Source organism: Streptomyces sp. NPDC041796 (assembly GCF_055590785.1).
The window spans coordinates 243,731-263,453 of the sequence record NZ_JBVJAH010000008.1; the positions used below are offsets into that span (position 1 = coordinate 243,731).

Sequence of the window (19,723 nt, forward strand, 5' to 3'; positions counted from 1 at the left end):
GTGACGGGGCGGTGCTACAGGGGGCCCCGGCTTGGCGTCATGATTTCGCTGTGACTGGGGTGATCACGGCGTTCGGCACCGTCCTGGACAACCCCGTTCACGGGGCTGAGCCCACACTGCTTCGACAGGCTGGTGACCGCGCTACGCCGAGAGGGGGCCGATGAGGTGCGGTGAGGTCGGCCGTGGGGCTGCCATTGGAGGATCGGGTCCTGCTGGCCACGACGTCCTGGCGCACGAACTGACGCTGCGCCGGCTTGTCCCGCTCGTTGGGACATCGAAGTCCGCGGCCGACCGCGTCATCAGACACCTCGGCCCCCTGCTCGCGCTCCTCCGGCCGTGCAAGCGGTTCCGTAAGGACACTGTGCTCACATCGTGGCCGAGCAGTCAGAACTACCGCTACTGGCAACCGTAATGACTGCAAGGCATGGGAATCGTCCGGCGCCGAAGCCGCTGTCGGCCGCACCGCTGTGGTCGCCGACGGTGGCTACCGGGGCACTGGTCTGTCATCCCTCACCGTCGCGCACGCGGGCAGCACGAACTGCCGGCTCGGAAGGAAGAGCACAACACCTCCCACCGTCAGGTCCGTGCCCGCGTTGCGCACGCCTTCGCCCGGATGAAGCCCTGGAAGATTCTCCGCGACTGCCGATTGAAGGGCGAGGGCCTGCACCACGCGGTGAGCGGCATCGCCCGCCTGCACAACCTCATTCTCGTCGGGTAGACAAGCGGACCGAACACTGGCCAGCCAGCCAGCCAGCCAGCCAGCCCGCACCCACCCGAAGATCCTTTACGGGACAACGCTCAGCTGACACAGTCGGCGCGAACGGGCCAGAATCGATGAGAGCCCTGGCCCAGACCCCTGGAGCCGGTACGTCCGTGTCGTGACTCGTCGTGGCTTGTCGTCAGGTTGCTTTGCGATCCGGCCGTTTCGGCAGTCCGGGCTGTGTCGTCTCGTGGCGGGGGCCGGCCATATGGCGTGTCCCCGCCGGCGGAGGTCGTCAGTCGTGCGGAACGACAGCGACGGGGCAGGGGGCGTGGTGCAGTGCGGCATGGGCGACCGATCCGATGCGGGTACCGACGGGTGCGCGCCGCGTCCGTCGGCCGACCACGAGCAGCTGCGCGTTCGACACGGCCGACAGCAGCACCTGTCCCGCGCTGCCGATCTCGACGTGCTCGGTCACGAGCACGTCGGGGAACCGCTCCCGCCACGGAGCGAGCGCCTCGGCCAGAGCCTTCTTCTCGAACGGCTCCAGTCCTCCGGCCTCGTCCGCCAGGCGCATCGAGCCGGGGCTGTAGGCGAAGATCGGCGGCAGGCTCCAGGCCCGTACCGCGCGCAGGGCCGCGCCGCGTGCTGCGGCCTCCTCGAAGGCGAAGCCGAGCACCGCGTCGCTGTCCTCCGGTGTGCCCTGCTGGCCCACGACGATCTCGCCGCCTTCCGCCTCCGTCCGCCCGTCACGGGCGCGCACGGAGATGACGGGCCGTTTCGCGGCCGAGATCACCTGCTGGCCGTATGAGCCCAGGAGGAAGCCGACGAGCGCCCCGTGCCCCCGCGAACCCAGCACCAGCATCTCGGACGCCTCGGCCTCCCTCAACAGAGCGGTGACCGCGGTGTCCTGGACGACTTCGGCGGTGACCGTGAGCGCCGGGTGACGGCCGGCGACGTGTGTCTCGGCTTCGCGGAGCACCGTGTGGGCGGACTTGGCCTGCGTCTCCCTGTCCTGGACGACGGGGACATCCAGCGGCTGCCAGAGCCAGGCGTGCACGATACGCAGCGGCATCCCACGCAGTTCGGCTTCGCGTGCCGCCCAATCGGCCGCTGCCAGGCTCTCCGCGGAACCGTCCACTCCTACGGTGATGGCGCTGCTCATGGGGGGTGCCTCCATACGGTTCGACGGGCACGGCCGCTGCGGCCGCCCTCTCCTGTCCTCAGCATGCGTGAGGATGTGGCGATCCGCCGAGGGCCCATCGGCCCTGTCTCCCGGCCGTTCGGTCACGGTGCCGTGGCCGTCGAGCCGGTGATACGCGGCCGCGAGGTCCACTGGCCCGCCACAGGGACCTCCGGCCCCCTGCGCGAACCGCCCCGGCCGATCACTGTGGAGGGGCAGGCCCGCCCAGCAGGGCCCCTCGGAGTGCCGGACGGCCAACTCCTTTGGGAGCCGCCGAAGGCCGGCCCACGTATGCCGCATCCGGCCCTTCCGGCCGCCAGACCCACGGAGTCCCCATGTCCCGCACCGTCACCGTCGGCCTCGACGGATCCCAGGAAAGTCTCAACGCCACGCAGTGGGCCGCCCAAGAGGCACTGCGCCGCGCGGTGCCGCTGCGGGTGCTCCGGGCATGGAGCGGCGACGAGGACCCGCGTACCCGTCTCGTCGACCCGGCAACGGCACGCGGATGGGGTGAGCGCACGCTCGCCGCGGCCGAGAGGCGGTTGCGGCGCCGCCACCCGGGCCTGGACGTCGAGACGAAGTGGGTGGCCGGCGACCCGGTGGAGGAGTTGTGCGCCGCTGCCGAGGAAGCGGAACTGCTGGTGCTCGGCTCCCGCGGTCTGGGCGGCCTGGCCGGCTTCCTCGCGGGATCGGTCTCCTTGGCGGTGCTCGCCCGCACGCGGCGACCTGTCGTCCTCGTCCGCCCGCACGACCCCCTGGAGCCCGAGGAGGACCCCGTGGGTGGGGACGTGGTGATCGGTCTGGACGTGTCCGCCCCCAGTGACGAGGTGCTCGCCTTCGGCTTCGCCGCGGCCGAGCGGTACGGCTGTGGCCTGCGGGTGGTGCACAGCTGGGCCGTCCCCGCGCTCTACGGACCCGACATGGGCGGCGCCCTGCCGCTGCTCATGACGGAGGTCGCCGAAGACGCCCGACGGGCGCTCGACGAGGCGCTGGCGCCCTGGACCGAGAAGTTCCCGGGCGTGGTGGTGGTGCGCGACTGCCGTCAGGGGCGGCCGGCGCGGGACCTGATCGAGCTGTCGCAGGACGCGCGGCTCGTCGTCGTCGGCCGCAGGGTCCGGCGCGCACGGATCGGCACCCACATCGGGGCCGTCACCCACGCGGTCCTGCACCACTGCCTGGCCCCGGTCGCGGTCGTACCGCACGACTGAACGGGCCCGACGGCCGAGCGGCGCACACCAATGCAACCCGCCGGTTCCGCATCCGCCCAGGACAGACGGGCAGCCGAGCCGCCCCGGCGGGTAGCTCCCGCCTCTTTCGGCGACGACGAAGGCGCCGCCCCGCTCGTGAGGGAGGGCTGAAGGTCCCTCGGGCCCACCGGACCACCGGCCCTGTTCACCCGACACGACAAGGCCGGTCAGCGGTGGCCGGCATCATCACGGGCCTCCCCGACGCCTACGGGCGCGGCCGGATCAAGCTCGGCGCACCCAAGTACGACGCGCTCGGCATCCCCTTCCCCCTCCGGGACAACCCCGTACCGGACGGTGTTCTGGTCGAGCGCGTGCGCGACCAGTTCCGCGCCCACGACCTGCGAGTGCTGTGAGGCACTTGGCGGCCCGCGGAGGGGCGGACGCCGGACAGGGGCCGGCCAGCGCTGGGCATGGCGAGGTGGACGGTCCGGGTGCGCCCGTCACGCCCGTTGCGCCCGTCACGCCCGGCACCCGTCCCTCCCGGCACCCGTCCCCCCGCTCCCGGTGCGCCACCTGGTCGTCGGATCCTACTCGTGGCCCAGCCAGAGGTCCGGGCCGAAGACCTCGTAGTGGATCCTTTCCGCGGGCACGCCGCGCCGCAGCAGGTCGCCACGGACCGCCCGCATGAAGGGCAGCGGCCCGCAGAGGTAGGCGGTCAGGTCTGCCGGGAGCTCCAGGCCGCTCACGTCGGCCAGGCCGGTCGCCACCTCCGGTGCCTGGTCGTCGGGCTCCTCGTACCAGAGGTGGAGCCGGGCGTCCGGGAGCGCCCGCACCAGGCGGATCTGCTCCGCGCGGTGCGGGTGGTCGGCGGGGGAGCGATCGGCGTGGACCACGAGGACGCGGCGGTCCGAGCCGGTGGAGGCCAGGTGGTCGAGCATGGACAGCATGAGCGTGCTGCCGATCCCCGCGGACGCCAGCAGCAGCGGGCCGTCGCCCTCCGGCAGGACCAGGTCGCCGAACGGCGCCGACACGGTCAGCTCATCGCCCGGCTGCGCGTGCCGGTGGAGCCAGGACGAGACCTCGCCGTCCGGCCTCTCGGCGTCGCGGACGCGCTTGACGCTGATCCGCCAGTTCGGCCCGCCGGGGGCGGAAGAGAGGCTGTACTGGCGGATCTGCCGGGCACCGTCGGGGAGTTCCACCTGGACACTGACGTACTGGCCCGGCCGGAAGGGCGTGACCGGGCGGCCGTCGCGGGGCCGAAGGAGGAAGGAGACGACATCGGGCGTCTCCTGGCGTCGCTCAGTGATCTCCATGCGCTGCCAGACCTCGCCCTCGGCGGCGCCCACCTCCTGGTAGAGGCCGGCCTCGAGGGCGATCAGGGCGTTGGCCATCAGCCAGTAGACCTCGTCCCACGACGACGCCACCTCGTCCGTGACCGCGTCACCGAGCACCTCGGCAATCGCCGCGAAGAGGTGCCTGTGGACGACCTTGTACTGGTCGGACGTGATCCCCAGCGAGGCGTGTTTGTGCGCGATGCGCGCGAGCATCACGTCGGGGCGTGCGTCCGGCTTCTCCAGCAGCAGGCCCGCGAACGCCGCGATGGAGCCGGCCAGTGCCTTTTTCTGCTCTCCGTTGGCCTGGTTTCCGCGGTTGAACAGGTCGCGCAGCAGGTCGGGATGGGCATCGAACAGCTTTCGGTAGAACAGCTCGGTGATGTTCCCGATGGAGGCTCCGATCACCGGAAGGGTGGCCCGGACGACGGCGGCGGACTGCTCGGAGAGCACTGCGACTCCTCCTTCTAATAGGTAGATAATCTTCGTGTTTTGAAGTGTGTGTGCCGTGCCACCGTGACGCACGGTTGAGGGGTGGGCGTGATGCGCTCGGGCTACGGCGGTGGAGGGCCGACCAGGGACAACAGCACCGGCCCGGTGGGCGAGGTGATGAGGTCGGCCACGGTCAGCGGGTCGAGCGTGGCGTAGAACGCCTCCTGGGCATCGTGCAGTGCGCGCCGCAGGCGGCAGGCCGCGCGCAGGGGGCACGGCGGGTCGTCACAGGAGACCACCTCGGCCTCGCCTTCCAGCTGCCGCACCAGCCAGCCCACCGATGCGTGCCGGCCCAGATGGGTCAGGGCGAGCCCCCCACCACGGCCGCGCCGGGCCTCGACGACCCCGAGGTGCTGCAGGCGTGTGATCGCTTTCGCCGCGTGGGTGTGCCGCACGTCCATGGCTTCGGCCACCTCGCGGGTGGTGAGCACTTCGTCGTCGGCACAGACCGCCAGGCGCATGACGGATCGCAGTGCCAGGTCGGTGAACTTGGTCAGTCGCACGGCCGGAGGCTAACAAATACGAACCCGAGATTCCCATTTAGAGGGCGTTGTTGGTCGTGTGGAGTGCGTCACGAGGTCGAGCGCCCCCTGATCTGCTCGGGCGAGCTCCTCTCGCGGTCGCGGATGACGTCGGCCGTCGACGATCTCGTCCCGCCGGACCGCTGTCCAACCGGTTCCCGCGGTGCCGGATCCGTGACCGGGGCGCCCTGACGCGCACGCACTTGGAGCGTCCCCGTCGGTGTGTTCGCGATGCGCCCGGAGTCCGCTTTTCCCTGTGCGCCGTTTTCCGCTTTCACTGTTGGTCACCAATGCAATTATCACCTGGTCAACCTTGCGGAACTTTTTCGGGCGGTACGGGCTCGATATCCACGGGCGTCTGCGGACCGGGCGTCAACTACCCATCGGTAAAGCCGATACCGGCCGAGATTGTTCTGGAAAATGAGGAGTTCCCGTAGGCAAGCGGCGGTGGGCGTGCCTACCATGAACTTATGGAATCGGAAGGCGCTTAGCACACAGTAAAGACGGGCGACACACTGTGGGCACTGGCCCGTGACGGTTCGGAGAATGGAAGAGAGCCCGGAACCGGGGCCGCATATCACCCGTGCCGGGCCACCCGGGCGACATGGCACCGTACAACGCACAGTGCCTCCGATGGAGGTGTGCGCTTCGACGCGAGACCGGCGGGAGACCGGCGGCACCGGCCGGAAGAGTCGGCGATCGCCGGAAGAGGCGATCGCCCGGCCCCGTCCCGCCCCACGGGCCTCTGCGGCCGGCAACACATCCCCGGAACAGGACCGGAGGGTTGGTCATGGCAGTGACGAGCAGCGCACGCGCGGAATGGCTGAAGCAGGCCGAGGCCGCGGCGGAGCGGTACCAACGGACGAGCACCGAGCGTCATGACGTCGAACGGCGGATGGACGCCGGGGTCAAGTTCCCGGACTCGCCCGAGGCGATCGCCGTCCGCGCCACACGGTTGCTCGATCGCCGGGCGTTGCCGGCCGTGGCGGCGGTGGAGAGCATCCGCGAGGAGCAGCTGACCGCGCCCGCCGCGTACGAACGCATCCTCGGCCTCTCCAAGGAGCTGCAGGCCTGGAGCTTCCTGCCACGTGGCGCACGTGCCGCGCGCACCGTGGCCCGCATCCTCATCCGGCAGAACGGCCGCGAACTGCCGATCGGCACCGGCTTCCTGGTCTCCCCACGCCTGCTGATGACCAACCACCACGTCCTGCCCGACGCGACGGCCGCGGGGCAGTGCCTCCTCGAGTTCGACGCCCAGGTCACCATCGACAACGCCCCAGGGACATCGACCAGGCTGGAGTTCGATCCCGGCGCGTTCTTCGTCGCCGACGAGCGCCTCGACTTCGCCCTGGTGCTGGTGCGTCCCACGGCCGACGGCAGGCCGCCGGGCGAGGTCTACGGGTGGAACAGGCTCAGCGTCGAGCTCGGCAAGCTGGTCGTCGGAGAACCGGTGAACGTCATCGGCCACCCGATGGGCCGCCTTAAGGAGATCGCCGTCCGCGACAACGCACTGCAGGTCCGTCTGGACGACTTCCTGCACTACAAGACCGACACCGAGCCCGGCAACTCCGGTTCACCGGTCTTCAACGACCAATGGGAAGTGGTGGCCCTCCACCACAGCGGTGTGCCGGAGAAGGACGCCGAGGGTCGCACCCTGCGCAAGGACGGCAAGGTGTGGGAGTCCGGTGACGGTGACGACGCTGTCGCTTGGGTGGCCAACGAAGGCGTACGCATCAGTTCCATCCTGCGGCACCTCGCCGCCGTCCGGCTCGATCCGGAAAGGCGTGCGCTACTGGCCGAGATGGGGCAGGACTCGGGTCTTTCGGAGGGCGGCGCCGGACCGCAGGCGGTTGCTGGACCGCAGGTGGTTCCTGGCGTACCGCAGGCGGCCTCGGCCGTACTGCAGGACACCGCCCCTGCCACCGGCCACGTTCCCGCGCGCTCCACCACCACCGAACGCGTCGGTCTCCGCCCCGACACGGCCGCCCGCGACGGTCACCGGCACCTGGTCTTCCTGCACGGCAGGAGCCAACAGGGCAAGAACACGGAAAACCTGCGCCGGGATTGGTCCGCCGGACTCAACCACGGGCTCACACGGGCCGGAATGCCACCGATCGACCCGGCGGACGCGTGGTTCCCGTTCTACGGCGATGCCCTCGTGGGGGCGCTCAAGCAGCAGGAGGCCGTGCCCCGCCCGTACGCCGAGATGACGGCCGCCCCGGTGGCGGAGGCGTGCGCGCCCACCGGTCCGGCCCGGGGCACCTACGAGCGGCTCATCGCCGAAGCGGCGGCGAGCGCGCAGATGCCGCCGCAGGCGGAGCTGGAGGAGGAGCGGTTCGGTGCCTCCGTGGTCGGCACGCTGCAGCGGCAACTGAGCTGGCTGGCCGCCAAGAGCGACCTCGACGAATGGGTCATCGCGACCATCCTGCGTGACGTGGCGGCGTACCTCGACGACACCGAGGTCAGGGACACGGTCCTGGACACCGTGCTCGCCTCGATGCCGACCTCGGGAGAGGTCGTCCTCGTCGCCCACAGCCTCGGCACCGTCGTCGGCATGGATCTCCTCACCCGGCTCGGGCCGGAGGTGGACATCGCCCTGCTCGTCACCGCCGGCAGCCCCCTGGGCCTGGACTCCGTCCACCAGCGCCTCCTCGTCGGCGGCCCCCAGCGTCCCGAGGGTGACTACACCTGGATCAACGCCTGGTGCCCGACCGACGCCGTGGCCATCGGCTGCCCGCTCAGGGACACCTGGAAGGGCGAGCTGACCGACCTGGCCGTCACCAACTCCCGTGACCGGGCCCACCACATCGAGGAGTACCTCACCCACCCGGAGGTTGCCGCGGAAATCGGGCACGTGATCGCCGCGGCCTGACCGAGCACCACCGAGCCACCGTGGACCCGGCCTCGATGAGGGCGAGGCCGGGGGCGGGGGGGCCGGGGGAGGGCGCGCTCCGGGGCTCCGGCCCCGGCGCGCGCCGCGTCCCGCAGCGACACCGCGGCGGGATGCGACGGCGGGACGCGACGCCGCGGACCGGCCTCCCGGCCTCACCATGACGCCGTGACGCCCCGGCGGTGGGTCCGGGGCGTCACGGTCTTCGGTCTTCGGTCCTGTCCTGACAGCAGTGGCCGTGCGTCCGCCGTCCGCTGGTCAGGGCCGGTCAGGGCCGGTCAGGGCCGGCCCGCCGGGACACGGCTCGGGAGGGTCGGGAGTACCACGTGCTGCGGTACCGGGGGTGGGACGCGCTCGGAGCTGGCGATCGCGAGCAGGTCCGGGAGCCCGTAGTCCTGGGCGGCGTCGAGGTCGACCGTGTACCCGAGGTCCCCGAGGCTCGCCACTGACAGCCGGCTCAGCGGATTGTCGCGCTCCTCGATCGACGGCGACATCAGCTCGTTGTCGAACACGCTCTCCCGCCAGTGGCCGCCCGCGCTTCCCGGGCCGCCGACGTTGGCCACCGGCACCGGGGTGGGGCCTCTTCCCCTGAGCTTGCCGTACTCCTCCATGGCCCCCTGGCCGACGAAGGTGGGGTCCGGTCCCGGGAAGTTCTTGAGGAGGCCGAAGTCCGTCCAGATGGTGCCGACTCCGAGGACGTGTCCCATCTCGTGCGTGATGACGTCGAGGAGGGTGCCCTCCTCCTCCATCTGGGCCAGGTCGGCACTGTCGAACCTCATGTGCCCCGTCGCCGGGAGCCCCGCACCGCTGGCCGCCTCGTCGCTGCGCAGCCGGGTGGGGCCGGCCTCACCGAGCACGTTGAGGACGTTGTTCACCCCGTCGATGGGGACGCCCTCGGCGTCTATCAGGATGTCGTCGATCACGACTTCACCGGTGAAGTCATGGACGATCGCCGTCTCCAGGTCCCCGACCACGACCTGGGTCCAGCGGTCCGCCGCCTCCGCGAACACGTCCTTCTGATTGCTGGTCAGCCCTCTGACGAACCGCACCTCGATCTGGAACGGAGAGGTGGTGGCCGCCAACTCCTCGGCCCGGTCACTGTTGGCGACGGCCCGGTACGTTTCGAAGGCATGGTGGGTGTTCTGCCTGCCCATGATGGATGCTCCCCTCGCGTGCGCAGTACGGAATTCACTCCTCCACACCACGCTAACTCTCGGGGCCGGTGAGCCGCGGAATCAAATGTGGTGGAAACTTGCCTTGTTGAATCTCCACATAAATGCGCGGGGCCCGCCGCGCATGCACAATATGCGCGCCGGACGGATCGTGACTCGGCCAAGGACGACGTACGTTGTCGCGGACGGGTGCTCCGGCTTCAACTCCTTTGAGAGCAAGGGCAGACGGTGGAAATCCGTGAACCGGACATGTAGCATGAAAAGGAGCATATGTATAGGCGTGTCCCACATCGTCGGAGCACAGGCACCCTGCGTGGACCGGCCGCCGCCGCGATCGGCGCCGCGGTCGCGCAGTACCGGACGACGTGGCACGGCCTCCCACCACCCGGAGGAGCCCGGTTCCCGGTGCCGCACCGGGAACGGATCCCGTCGTGGCGCGACGGCCCAGGGCGCTTCGGGAGAACGCTGCGAGACAGGAGTGCGCCATGGCCACCGACATCTGCACCCACACCACCGCACGACCAGCGATCAAGAAGGGCTCGTCGGGCTCGGCCGTCAGGCAGGCCCAGTGCTACCTCAACAGCTCGCTCACGGGTGAGAACCTCCTCGTCGACGGAATCTTCGGGCCCGTCACGGACGCGGCGGTGCGCCGGTTCCAGGCGTGTGCGGACATCACGGTCGACGGCCTCTGCGGGGCACAGACCTGGTCGCATCTCACCTTCTGGGCCAACAGTCCCGACTTCGTCTGCTGAGCCTGATCCACATGGCGGACAGGCCGAGGCCGTTCGACCGCCGACGAGCCGATTCCCGTGAGAAGGGACTGTGGGAGCTACGGGAGGGGCTCGGTTCGCGCATCAGCGAACTCGAGGCACTCCTCCGGTCCCGGGCGGCGCGGGAAGTGATGCCGGCTGATGAGCAGGCCCTGGCCGCCCAGGCCTTCAAGGAGCTGGAGGAGGCCAGGAGCACCCTCCGCCACGACCACCGCCGGCTCATTCCCGCCGCGCACCTGGCCGTCGCCCAGACGCGCTTCGACGCGGCGCACAACCTCATGCTGCGGCTGTCCACGCCGGACGAGGTCACGGCGATGCTGCCGGGCCTGGTGGCGTACGTCCGCGAACACCTGCCCGTCAACGACGAACGGAGAGTGCAGGTCGAGGAGATCGCGCTGGCCATTCGCAGCGGCACGCCTCTGCAGGAGGTGCAGCGCCAAGTGGTGGTCGACACGGTGGCTGTTGCCCGTCAGTCGCACCTGCGGGAGAACCTCCGGGTCCGCAGCTTCACCTACGTCGTCCACGGGATGGCCATCGTCCTGTCCCTGGTCGTCGTCCTCATGGGCGTCTTCGGTTCCCTGTCCCCGGAGACGGTGCCCCTGTGCTTCCGCCCGGAGAAGATCGGGATCGTCTGCCCGACGGGGAGTGACATGTCGTCGCTCAGCGCGGAGCCGGGGGGTGACATCGACAGTCTCTACGCGCAGGTGGCTTCAAAGTGGGACTACCCCGTCGTCATGTTCACCGGCATCGTCGCGGCCGCTGTCGCGGCGGCCACGTCCTTGCGGCGGATCAAGGGAACATCCACCCCGTACAACGTGCCCGTGGCGCTGGCCCTGCTCAAGCTTCCGACAGGTGCGCTGACCGCGGTACTCGGTCTGTTGCTCATGCGCGGTGAATTCGTCCCCGGCCTGCAGGCCCTCGACTCATCCGCGCAGATCATCGCCTGGGCCGTCATCTTCGGATACGCACAACAGCTGTTCACCAAGCTCGTCGACAATCAGGCGCAGACGGTCCTGAACTCCGTGGGCGGGCCGCACAACACACAGGGGAAACCGGCTCGCGAACCCCAGGCGCCCACCAGCTGACGAATGACGAAAGCTGCCGAACGACACCGGAACCACACGACCGCCGGAACCACACGACCGCCCGAACCACACGACCGCCGGAACCACCATCACACACACGACCACACGCGCACACACGACCACACGACCACACGACCATGTGACCACCGGAACCACGAAGAGGCCGCGGTAACCGAGGACTCGGGTACCGCGGCCTCCGGGTGTGCCGCAATGGTGCCGCCTTCCTGATTCACTCGATTCACGCCGACATGAGCTCGGACCGGGCCACTACCAGCCGCTGGCCGACCTTGATGAAGTCGGGGTTGGGAATCCTGTTCCACTTGACGAGCTTTTCGACCGTCGTGCCGAAGCGCGCGGCGATCGAGGTGAGGGTGTCACCCGATTTGACCGTGTAGAAGGTCTCCTGGGGCGAGTCCGCCTTGGCGACGATCAGTCGGTGGCCGGCGACGATGAAGTCGGGGTTGGGTATCCCGTTCCACTTCACCAGTTGTTCGACCGTCGTCCCGAACCGGGCGGCGATCGAGGTGAGTGTGTCACCAGACTTGATCGTGTACATTGTCACGTTCGTCTCTTCTGTAGTCATATTCCATATAATAATGCGAAAATGGGCAGAATGCGCGTCGAGCAGGAGGGCAACGAGTGGTCGTCCCGGCCGAGTTCGGTTTCGACGGCGCCCCCATCGCGGGCAACGCCCCAGTTCCGCCGAAGGGGACGGCGCGGTGATGTCCCCGTACACGATGTCGTCCGACGTCCGCCAGTGCACGACCCCTCGGCCTTCCTCGTCCGTCGCGGCGTTCCGCGGCATCACCCTGATGTCGGGGCCGGTGATCCGGCAGGTGGCCGTCGCCGAGGCGCTGAGCCGCTCGGACACGTTCCGCACCGTCACACTGACCACGACGGAGTCGGGGCAGGACGTCACACAACGCAGCGGTGGTTCGCCGGCGGCGGAGTAGGAAATGATCCCCGAGTCGTCCCGGAAGACCGGCATCCGCGCGGGCAGGGACCGGTCGCGGCGAACATCTTCGCGTACGTCTCCTCCGCCTCCCGCGGTTTACGGGCGCGTACGGTCAACTCGATGTTGTTCACCCGGCCGTCGGGGTCGCCGGGCACGCTCACACCGTGTAGCCGAGGAGGTCGTGCGGGGCTTCCGGCGCCACCACCCGGAACCTGCCGAGCCCGCGGCCGGGCGGAAAGTTCGTAGCGGATCGCGTCCCGACCGGGTGAGCGCGGCAGGACGCGGCTCGCGCGCCGTGGTCGAGCCGAACCGGTGAATCCGGCTTCCGCGAATGCTGGTTCCGTGAATCCGGCTTCCGAAGGGCACCGAGCCCATGCTCGGTCCGAGTCAGCGGCAACCCCTTCATCCAACTCGGCCGATGTGGGCCTTCCTCATGGCGTGGCTCAGCAGGAGGCGGGGTGACCGGCGTACCAGCAGGCCCATCGCCAGGCCGATGGCAGCACCGGCGGCGACGTCGCTGGGATAGTGCGCGCCCGAATGCACCCGCTCCACGGCCACGACCGCGGCCGGGACGGCGGAGGCGGCTGCCGCCGCCGGCCAGGCACCTGTCGCGGCAACGGTGAAACCGACGGCGGCCGCGGTGTGCCCGGAAGGGAAGGAGGAGCTGTCCGGCCGGTCGCGCACCCCGCTGTGGGGGACGAGGTCCTCGGGCGGACGGCGGCGTTCGTAGAGCTGCTTGCAGATCGCGTTGGAGACCAACTCCGCCGCGCCCATGCCGACGAGCCCCGCTGCCGCGGCTGTCCGGCCGCGAACGCCGCCGACGGCGGCCATGATCGCCGCGGCACCCCACCACAGCTTCGTGTGCTCGGCCGCGGAGCGCACTCGTGGCAGGAGCCGGCGCGCCAAGGGTGAGGTCCAGGCGGCTGCACGGCGGGTGAGGCGCCGGTCCGCTTTTCGCAACTGGTTCACGTCGGCCATGGTCGACTGGTTCCCGCTCGTTTCGCGGGCACACCGCCATGCGGGGACGCCCGGCGGCCGACCTCCCGGCGAGCGTTGGCGTGCCCGGGCGGGGCCTCCACGTCGCTCGAGCGGCGGCGGCCCCGCGGCTCGGCGTGGTCGGCGGACGTTCAGCCGCTGCGCAGCAGGAGCAGGGCGATGTCGTCGGTGTAGGCGCCGTTGGGGAAGGCGTGGTGGACGAGACTGTCGGCCAGGTGGTCGAGCGGTTGGTCACCGCTGCGGGTGAGCTGGTCCGCGAGGTCGGCGATGGACTGCGCGATGTCGACGTCCGGGAGTTCGACGAGGCCGTCGGTGTAGAGGGTGAGGAGCGATCCCGCGGGCAGCGGTGTGGTGGTGACCGGATAGACGGGGTCGATGCCCAGGCCGATGCCGAGCAGGGGGCCGGGCTCCACCTCGAGGACGTGGGTTTCCGCGGCGGGCGCGGGGCTGCGCAGGAGCGGGGGAGGGTGTCCCGCGCTGGCGAGGTGGAGGCGACGAGCGGCGAGGTCGATGTGGACGTAGAGGCAGGAAACGAAGAGGTCGGTCTCCAGGTCCAGCAGGACGCGATTGGTGCGGGCGAGGACTTCCCCGGGTGCCGTGCCGGCGGAGGCGTGGACGGCGGTGCGAACCTGGCCCATGAGGGCTGCGGCGGAGATGCTGTGACCCTGTACGTCTCCGATGACGGCGGCAGCGGTGGTGTCACCGAGGCGGATCAGGTCGTAGAAGTCGCCGCCGATGTCCATGCCGTGGGCGGCCGGCAGGTAGCGGGCGGCGACGGTGAGGCCGGGGACGTGGGGCAGTGTCACCGGCAGGAGTGCCTGCTGGAGGCCGTGGGCGAGGTCGTGTTTGGCGTCGTACAGCAGCGCGCGGTCCATGGCCTGGGCGATCAGCCCGCCCAGTGAGACGAGTACGGCGCGGTCGCTGGCGCTGAAGGGGTGCGGCCGGTCGTACGACAGGATGCAGCAGCCGACCCGGCGGTCCCCGACGACCAGGGGCAGGAACGCCCACGCCTGCTTGGTGCTGACCACGGGCGCCCGCGGATAGGCGCGGGCGATCTCATCCGGCTCGGTGAAGAAGGCGGGGACGCCGCTCCGGAGGACGTGACCCGCGGGGGTGAGGTCGGTGTCCAGGGGCAGGCCGTCCAGGCGGGCGATGTTGCGGGGGTCGTAGCCCCGGTGACCGATGATCCTCAGACGGCCGGCGTCGGCGGCCGAGATCACCATGCCCTGGGCGCCGAAGGCGGGCAGGATCTGGTCGGCCACGACACCGATCACATCGGCCACGGTGACGGTCTGGCTCAGGGCGGCCGCCAGGTGGATCAGCTGGTGGATCCGCCCCGTGCCGGCGCCCTTGGGCGCGTCCAGGGGCGCGGTGATGCGGGGCGGCGGCGCCTCTTGGGGGTTGTGGTGGCGAGCGGGGGAGATCAGGACGCTGATGCCGCTGTCGTTCGGGTACAGCCGGATGTCGACCCACTGCTCGGGCGGGAGCGGCGCTGTGTAGGCGACGGGTTCCCGGCTGAAGACCGCGGTGCGGTAGTGGTCCTCGTGGACCGGGTCGTCGAGCCAGGGTGCGGCCTGCCACGGCAGGGTGCCCAGGAGGCGGTCGGCGCTGCCGTGGAGCAGCCGTGCGGCGGCGTCGTTGAGGTAGGTGATGCGGCCCTCCAGGTCGAGACTGAGGGCACCGACGGGCAGCCGCTGGACCAGGTCCGCGGCGGCGAGCTCGCTCTGTTCCGGGTCGGGGCCCGGCCGGCGCAGGGGCACGGCGCGAGGCGTGTCCGGAACGGTCCAGTGGGTGGGCGACTGGTCCAGTGCCTGGGCGAGGCGACGGGCGCTGGAGAGGATGTGGCCGCGCTCGCGGCGGGTCAGGGACGGCGGGTGGCTTGCGGACCACACCAGCGTGAGCGCCCCCCACCTGCGGGCGCCGTGCAGGGGAGCGAAGGCCAGCGCGCACTGGTAGGGGATACCGGCCGCGGCGTTGGGATACAGGCGGGCCATGTCCTCCTGCCGCCCCACCCACACCAGACGGTCCTCGCGTACCGCCTCCGACAGCGGGCCGGCGGCCGAGACCGCCACCCGCCACCACGGCGCCGCCGCCATCGTCGGCACCCCGCACACCGCCGCCAGACCGAGCACCGGCTCGGCCGGGGACAACAGGTACAAGCCTCCCGCGAAAGCCCCCGTACGACGCACCGTGGCGCTGAGCACGTCATCCAAGGACGACGCCTCGCCTCCCGGCCCACCATGGCTGTCATCTCTCACATATCCGACAGTATGCCGAGCCGAAGGTCAGTGACGCGGCTACGAGCCGTCACTCGCCGGCAACCGGACACACCCGTGGTCCACGACGGCGCGCGGTAAGTGGACCGGCAACGCTTCCGTCTCGGCGCCGTCGGAAGGGGTGATCGGCATGCGCGTGGCGTCGAGGCGGAGCCATACCGGGAGCCGCACTGGCTGGAGCGCCGCGCGGAGGAGGAGGCGCCGAGCCGAGCACACGGCGCCGCGCAAGCCGGTCGCCGCCGGGGCGCGGGGAGGGGCGGTCCGCGTTCGTGCGGGCGCAGGTGACGTCACCGAACACCCGAAAGGCACCCGCCGAGCGGTGGAACGAACGATCCGGTGATTGAGTGAGTCGTCCGACCTGGCACGAAGAAAGGGTTCTCCATGCGAGTGCGTGATTCCGTGGTCGTGATCACCGGCGCTTCCAGCGGCATCGGCCGGGCGACCGCCATCTCCTTCGCCCGCAAGGGGTGCCCCGTGGTCCTGGCGGCGCGGCGCGCGGAAGCACTGGAGACGGTCAGGGAGGAATGCGAACGCCACCGCGGCGCGGAGGCACTCGTCGTACCGACCGACGTCACGGACCCGGGGGCTGTCGACGCTCTCGCCCGGCGCGCGGTGCAACGCTTCGGCCGTATCGACGTCTGGGTCAACTGCGCGGCCGTCACCGTCTTCGGCCCCTTCGAGGAGACCCCGCTGGAAGACTTCCGCAAGGTCCTGGACGTCAACGTCATGGGGTACGTGCACGGCGCCCGCGCCGCCCTGCGGGTCATGCGCGAGCAGGGCAGCGGAACGCTGATCAACGTGTCCTCCATCGTGGGCGTCGTCAGCCAGCCGTACACCCACGCCTACGGCATGTCCAAGTACGCCACACGGGCGCTGAGCGCCAGCCTGCGCCAGGAGTTGATGCTGGACAAGGCGAAGGGCGTCCACGTGTGCACGGTGCTGCCGGCCACGATCGACACACCGCTGTTCGAGCACGCCGCGAACTACACGGGACGCAAGCCGCTGGCGATGCCCCCGGTCTACAGCCCCGAGCGCGTGGCACGGACCATCGTGGACCTGGTGCGCGTGCCCCGCCGTGAAGTCGTGGTCGGGCCCATGGGCCGTTCCATGGTGCTGGAGTCCAGGATCATGCCCGGCATGGTGGAGCGGATGATGGCCCGCCAGGTGGACAAGACCCATCTGTCCCGAGAGGAGTCCGCCCCCGCCGGTCATGGCAACCTGCACGTGCCGGCGCCCGGGACCGGCGCCGCCCATGGTGGGTGGGGCGGACGCCGCCGCACCGCGATGCGCCGGCTGACCGCCGCCACCTTGCTGGCCTGTGCGGCGGCGGGTGTCGCGCGACGGGCCCGGACGCATTGAGCTCACGAGCCCGCCACCCGGGGCCGCCGGATGCTCACCGGGCGCGGCCAGGGCTGACCACGCCGCGCGGCACTCCGGCCACTACAAGACGACCTGAGAGGAACCCCCGGCCCGGGCGTGGGCGTCACCGCACATCGCCTGCTGGTACAGCGTGTCCAGCGCGTCGTCGATGGGATGGGGCTGCGGCTTCCCCGACGGGTCCAGCTCGTTCCACCTGATGAGGTTGAACGCGACGGACATCCGGCGCTTGCCGTCGGCCCGGGTCAGGGACATCGTCCCGGCTCCCCAGGTCGTGCCGTCGTGGCCCCAGAAGGTGCCGCAGCCCGGGCGGCTGACCTTGTGCAGACCGAGGCCGTACTCGATCGTCGTTCCGTCCAGGGCGCGGACCGGCACCGTGCGCCGCATCTGCGCGAGCGACGCGTGGTTGACGATCCTGCCGTCGAGCAGCTTGCCGAAGAAGCGGTTGAGGTCCTCCATGGTCGATACCAGATCGGCTGTCATCCACACCCAGGACATGTTGTAGACGCTGTAGTCACGTGGCGGGTCGATCAAGCCGTGCAGCGCCTCGTACATCCGCGAGTGCGGTCCCTCGACGCGCGGCCCGGCCGGGAACCCGGTGTGCCGGAGGCCGGCCCGCTCAATGACGTTCCGGGTGATGTACTGCTCGGCCGTGGTGCCGGTCACCTGTTCCAGGAGCCGGCCGAGGATCAGGTAATTGGTGTTGGAGTACACCCCTGTCGGGCTCCCAGGTTCACCGGTGGGAGGCGCCGCGAGTCCCACCGCGATCAACCGGTCCGGGCTGAACTGCCTGAACCGGTTGCTGTCCAGGCTCTCCGCCCGGGGAGGGGACTCCTGGAGGGAGGGGAACGCGTAGGGGATGTAATCGGGGATGCCGCTGGTGTGGTTCAGCAGCATCCGTACGGTGATCCTCTTGCCGCGCTCGCCGGGTACCAGCCGCGGCAGGTAGCCGCCGATCGGCGCGTCGAGCCGGATCCGGCCGCGCTCCACCTGCTGCATGATCGCCGCGGCGGTGAAGGTCTTGGTGACGCTGCCGACGCGGTGCCGCATGTCGGGCCGCACGGGACGGCCGGTGCCGACATCGGCGACTCCGGAGGCGCCGCGCCATGTCCGGCCGGAGTCGCGCACCTCGGCGTACACCCCAGGGATTCCCGCGCGGTGGACACCGTCGAGGGCGGAGCTCAGCTCCTCGGGAGCGAAGGGGGCCGATGAACCCGTGCCCACCGTCGGGGCGGCCCCTGTCGCGTTGGGAACGGGACTTGCCGCCACCGTTCCCGCGCACACGCTCAGCGCGGCCAGGCCGGCGCACAACACCATTCGGGTCTTCACAACGTCGTCCTTTCATGCCTTGTTCCCCATGAGATGCGACGGGGTCCCGCCCCGTGCTCGTCGGCCTCCCGGCTCACTCGGCCAGAGCGCGGCGCAGGGCTGCGCCGAGTTCGGCGTTCTGCCGCTGCGAGACCTCGGCGGACAGGATCGCCTGTGAGCCGTGGAACGTGCCGGGCCACTGGTGCAGTTCGACCGGTACGCCCGCCCGTAGCAGGCGCAGCGCGTAGTCGATGTCCTCGTCGCGGTTGGGACAGAACTCCGCCGTGGCGATGTGGGCCGGTGGCAGGCCGGACAGATCGGCGGCCCGTGCGGGGGCGGCGTACGGTGTGGCGGTCCGCGCACCCAGGTAGTGCCGCCACGATGCCGTGACCTTGCCGCGGTTGAACCAGGGGGTGTCGGTGAAGTTCCGGGCGGACCACGTCTCCTGCCGGTCGTCGAGTCCCGGCTGGTTGAGCAGTTGGAACCGGATCGCCGGCCCCTGCTCGTCCCGCGCCCGCAACGCCACGGCGGCCGCGATCCCGCCCCCGGCGCTGTGGCCTCCGACCGCGATCCGCCCGGGATCGACGCCGAGTTCGGCCGCGTGCTCGGCGACCCAGGTCAGTACGGCGTACGCGTCGTCCAGGGCGGCCGGGAACCGGTGTTCGGGGGCCAGGCGGTAGCCCACCGAGATCACCACCGCGCCGGAGCCCTCCGCGAGCCGGGTGGCCCAGGGGTGCTCGGTGTTCAGGTCCCCCATGACGAATCCGCCGCCGTGCAGCCAGACGAGGGCTCCCCGCGCCTGATGCGGGCGGTAGATCCGCACCGGTACGTCCGGACCGGCGTGCACCGTGCGGTCCTCGACCACCATCCCTGAGGTGTCCGGTGCCGGGACCGCGGCGGCCAGTTCGGCGAGTTCCTTGCGTGCTGTGACCGGGTCGGTCAGGTCGGTCGAGGGGAACAGCGGGATGAATGCTTCGAGTTCGGGATCCATGACGGCCATCCTCACGGCCACCCCCCGAGGGGGTCACCCGCCATCCGTCGCGCATCCCGTCCCGATCACGCGCCGATCGGCGCGCCCCCACTCCCACGCACTCCTCCGAGCGGTGGATCACCATGGGCGGCGCCTTCACCGCATGGCCGAGGCGGATCGTGCGCCGGCCCGATCCCCGTGTGCCGCGTACCCGGAGACAGCGAGCCCACCGTGTCGCTCCAGCAGGTCGAACACGTTCGTCTCGTTCTGCTCGCCCACTCGCGTGCCGAGTTCCACGGTCTTGTGGTGCAGCGCGGTCCGTACCGGTTCACCGGTCGCTCGGCTTCCTCCACGGCTTGGGGCAGGCGCGGCGTCCGGCCGGCCCGAGGGCGGCGGCCGCCTCGTCCCGGCCGACGGGGTGCGGCCGGCGTCGCACCACGTGGTCCGCACAGCCTCCCGCGGGCGTCGTCCCGGGCAGCCCCCACGCCAAGCGCCGCTGACCCCCGAGCC

16 protein-coding genes and 1 pseudogene are annotated in these 19,723 nt (G+C 70.7%); 8 read left to right on the forward strand and 9 right to left on the reverse strand.

The window, feature by feature from the left end:
* Positions 1-50: 50 nt before the first annotated feature.
* Positions 51-718, forward strand: a pseudogene (locus ACZ6C1_RS18695) (transposase family protein).
* 277 nt (positions 719-995) lie between these two features.
* Here the strand turns inward: ACZ6C1_RS18695 and ACZ6C1_RS18700 are convergent.
* A complete protein-coding gene (locus ACZ6C1_RS18700; RefSeq protein WP_469242189.1) occupies positions 996-1,865 on the reverse strand; it encodes a universal stress protein in 870 nt (289 codons plus the stop codon).
* A gap of 353 nt (positions 1,866-2,218) precedes the next feature.
* Here ACZ6C1_RS18700 and ACZ6C1_RS18705 point away from each other — a divergent pair, with 353 nt between their 5' ends.
* Together ACZ6C1_RS18705 and ACZ6C1_RS18710 are read left to right on the forward strand one after the other, a co-directional pair.
* Positions 2,219-3,091 (forward strand): universal stress protein, encoded by an 873-nt coding sequence (locus tag ACZ6C1_RS18705; RefSeq protein ID WP_469242190.1) that lies wholly within the window; start codon positions 2,219-2,221, stop codon positions 3,089-3,091.
* 212 nt (positions 3,092-3,303) lie between these two features.
* Complete coding sequence (locus ACZ6C1_RS18710; protein ID WP_469242191.1) at positions 3,304-3,483, forward strand: hypothetical protein; 180 nt, start codon at positions 3,304-3,306, stop codon at positions 3,481-3,483.
* 174 nt (positions 3,484-3,657) lie between these two features.
* Here the strand turns inward: ACZ6C1_RS18710 and ACZ6C1_RS18715 are convergent, their stop codons facing one another.
* Positions 3,658-4,854 carry a globin domain-containing protein gene (locus ACZ6C1_RS18715; RefSeq protein ID WP_469242192.1) on the reverse strand — a complete coding sequence of 399 codons (1,197 nt, stop codon included), beginning with the start codon at positions 4,852-4,854 and terminating at the stop codon, positions 3,658-3,660.
* A gap of 101 nt (positions 4,855-4,955) precedes the next feature.
* Positions 4,956-5,396, reverse strand: coding sequence for an RrF2 family transcriptional regulator (locus tag ACZ6C1_RS18720; protein ID WP_469242193.1), 441 nt, complete (start codon positions 5,394-5,396; stop codon positions 4,956-4,958).
* A gap of 808 nt (positions 5,397-6,204) precedes the next feature.
* On the opposite strand from ACZ6C1_RS18720, the gene ACZ6C1_RS18725 reads away from it, so the two are divergent.
* Entirely contained in the window at positions 6,205-8,286 is a 2,082-nt protein-coding gene (locus tag ACZ6C1_RS18725; protein WP_469242194.1) for a trypsin-like peptidase domain-containing protein, read from the forward strand.
* 296 nt (positions 8,287-8,582) lie between these two features.
* Here the strand turns inward: ACZ6C1_RS18725 and ACZ6C1_RS18730 are convergent, their stop codons facing one another.
* Positions 8,583-9,458 carry a leishmanolysin-related zinc metalloendopeptidase gene (locus ACZ6C1_RS18730; RefSeq protein ID WP_469242195.1) on the reverse strand — a complete coding sequence of 292 codons (876 nt, stop codon included), beginning with the start codon at positions 9,456-9,458 and terminating at the stop codon, positions 8,583-8,585.
* Between the two features lie 503 nt (positions 9,459-9,961).
* Between ACZ6C1_RS18730 and ACZ6C1_RS18735 the strand changes: the two genes are divergently transcribed.
* The gene (locus tag ACZ6C1_RS18735) at positions 9,962-10,228 is read left to right on the forward strand and encodes a peptidoglycan-binding domain-containing protein (protein WP_469242196.1); all 267 of its coding nucleotides are present in this window, start codon (positions 9,962-9,964) and stop codon (positions 10,226-10,228) included.
* Positions 10,229-10,239: 11 nt separating this feature from the next.
* A complete protein-coding gene (locus tag ACZ6C1_RS18740; RefSeq protein WP_469242197.1) occupies positions 10,240-11,331 on the forward strand; it encodes a hypothetical protein in 1,092 nt (363 codons plus the stop codon).
* Between the two features lie 238 nt (positions 11,332-11,569).
* On the opposite strand, the gene ACZ6C1_RS18745 is transcribed toward ACZ6C1_RS18740, so the two are convergent.
* Positions 11,570-11,893 carry a LysM peptidoglycan-binding domain-containing protein gene (locus ACZ6C1_RS18745; RefSeq protein WP_469242198.1) on the reverse strand — a complete coding sequence of 108 codons (324 nt, stop codon included), beginning with the start codon at positions 11,891-11,893 and terminating at the stop codon, positions 11,570-11,572.
* A 160-nt stretch (positions 11,894-12,053) separates the two neighbouring features.
* Here ACZ6C1_RS18745 and ACZ6C1_RS18750 point away from each other — a divergent pair, with 160 nt between their 5' ends.
* Complete coding sequence (locus ACZ6C1_RS18750) at positions 12,054-12,284, forward strand: hypothetical protein (RefSeq protein WP_469242199.1); 231 nt, start codon at positions 12,054-12,056, stop codon at positions 12,282-12,284.
* A gap of 404 nt (positions 12,285-12,688) precedes the next feature.
* Here ACZ6C1_RS18750 and ACZ6C1_RS18755 read toward each other — a convergent pair whose 3' ends face one another.
* Positions 12,689-13,264: a phosphatase PAP2 family protein gene (locus ACZ6C1_RS18755; protein ID WP_469242200.1), complete on the reverse strand. Its 576-nt coding sequence runs from the start codon at positions 13,262-13,264 to the stop codon at positions 12,689-12,691.
* A gap of 149 nt (positions 13,265-13,413) precedes the next feature.
* A complete protein-coding gene (locus ACZ6C1_RS18760) occupies positions 13,414-15,495 on the reverse strand; it encodes a PP2C family protein-serine/threonine phosphatase (RefSeq protein ID WP_469242201.1) in 2,082 nt (693 codons plus the stop codon).
* Positions 15,496-15,939: 444 nt separating this feature from the next.
* Here ACZ6C1_RS18760 and ACZ6C1_RS18765 point away from each other — a divergent pair, with 444 nt between their 5' ends.
* A complete protein-coding gene (locus ACZ6C1_RS18765) occupies positions 15,940-16,917 on the forward strand; it encodes an SDR family oxidoreductase (RefSeq protein WP_469242202.1) in 978 nt (325 codons plus the stop codon).
* Positions 16,918-16,998: 81 nt separating this feature from the next.
* Here the strand turns inward: ACZ6C1_RS18765 and ACZ6C1_RS18770 are convergent, their stop codons facing one another.
* A complete protein-coding gene (locus ACZ6C1_RS18770) occupies positions 16,999-18,264 on the reverse strand; it encodes a serine hydrolase domain-containing protein (RefSeq protein WP_469242203.1) in 1,266 nt (421 codons plus the stop codon).
* A gap of 73 nt (positions 18,265-18,337) precedes the next feature.
* Positions 18,338-19,234 (reverse strand): alpha/beta hydrolase, encoded by an 897-nt coding sequence (locus ACZ6C1_RS18775; protein WP_469242204.1) that lies wholly within the window; start codon positions 19,232-19,234, stop codon positions 18,338-18,340.
* Between the last annotated feature and the right edge of the window lie 489 nt (positions 19,235-19,723).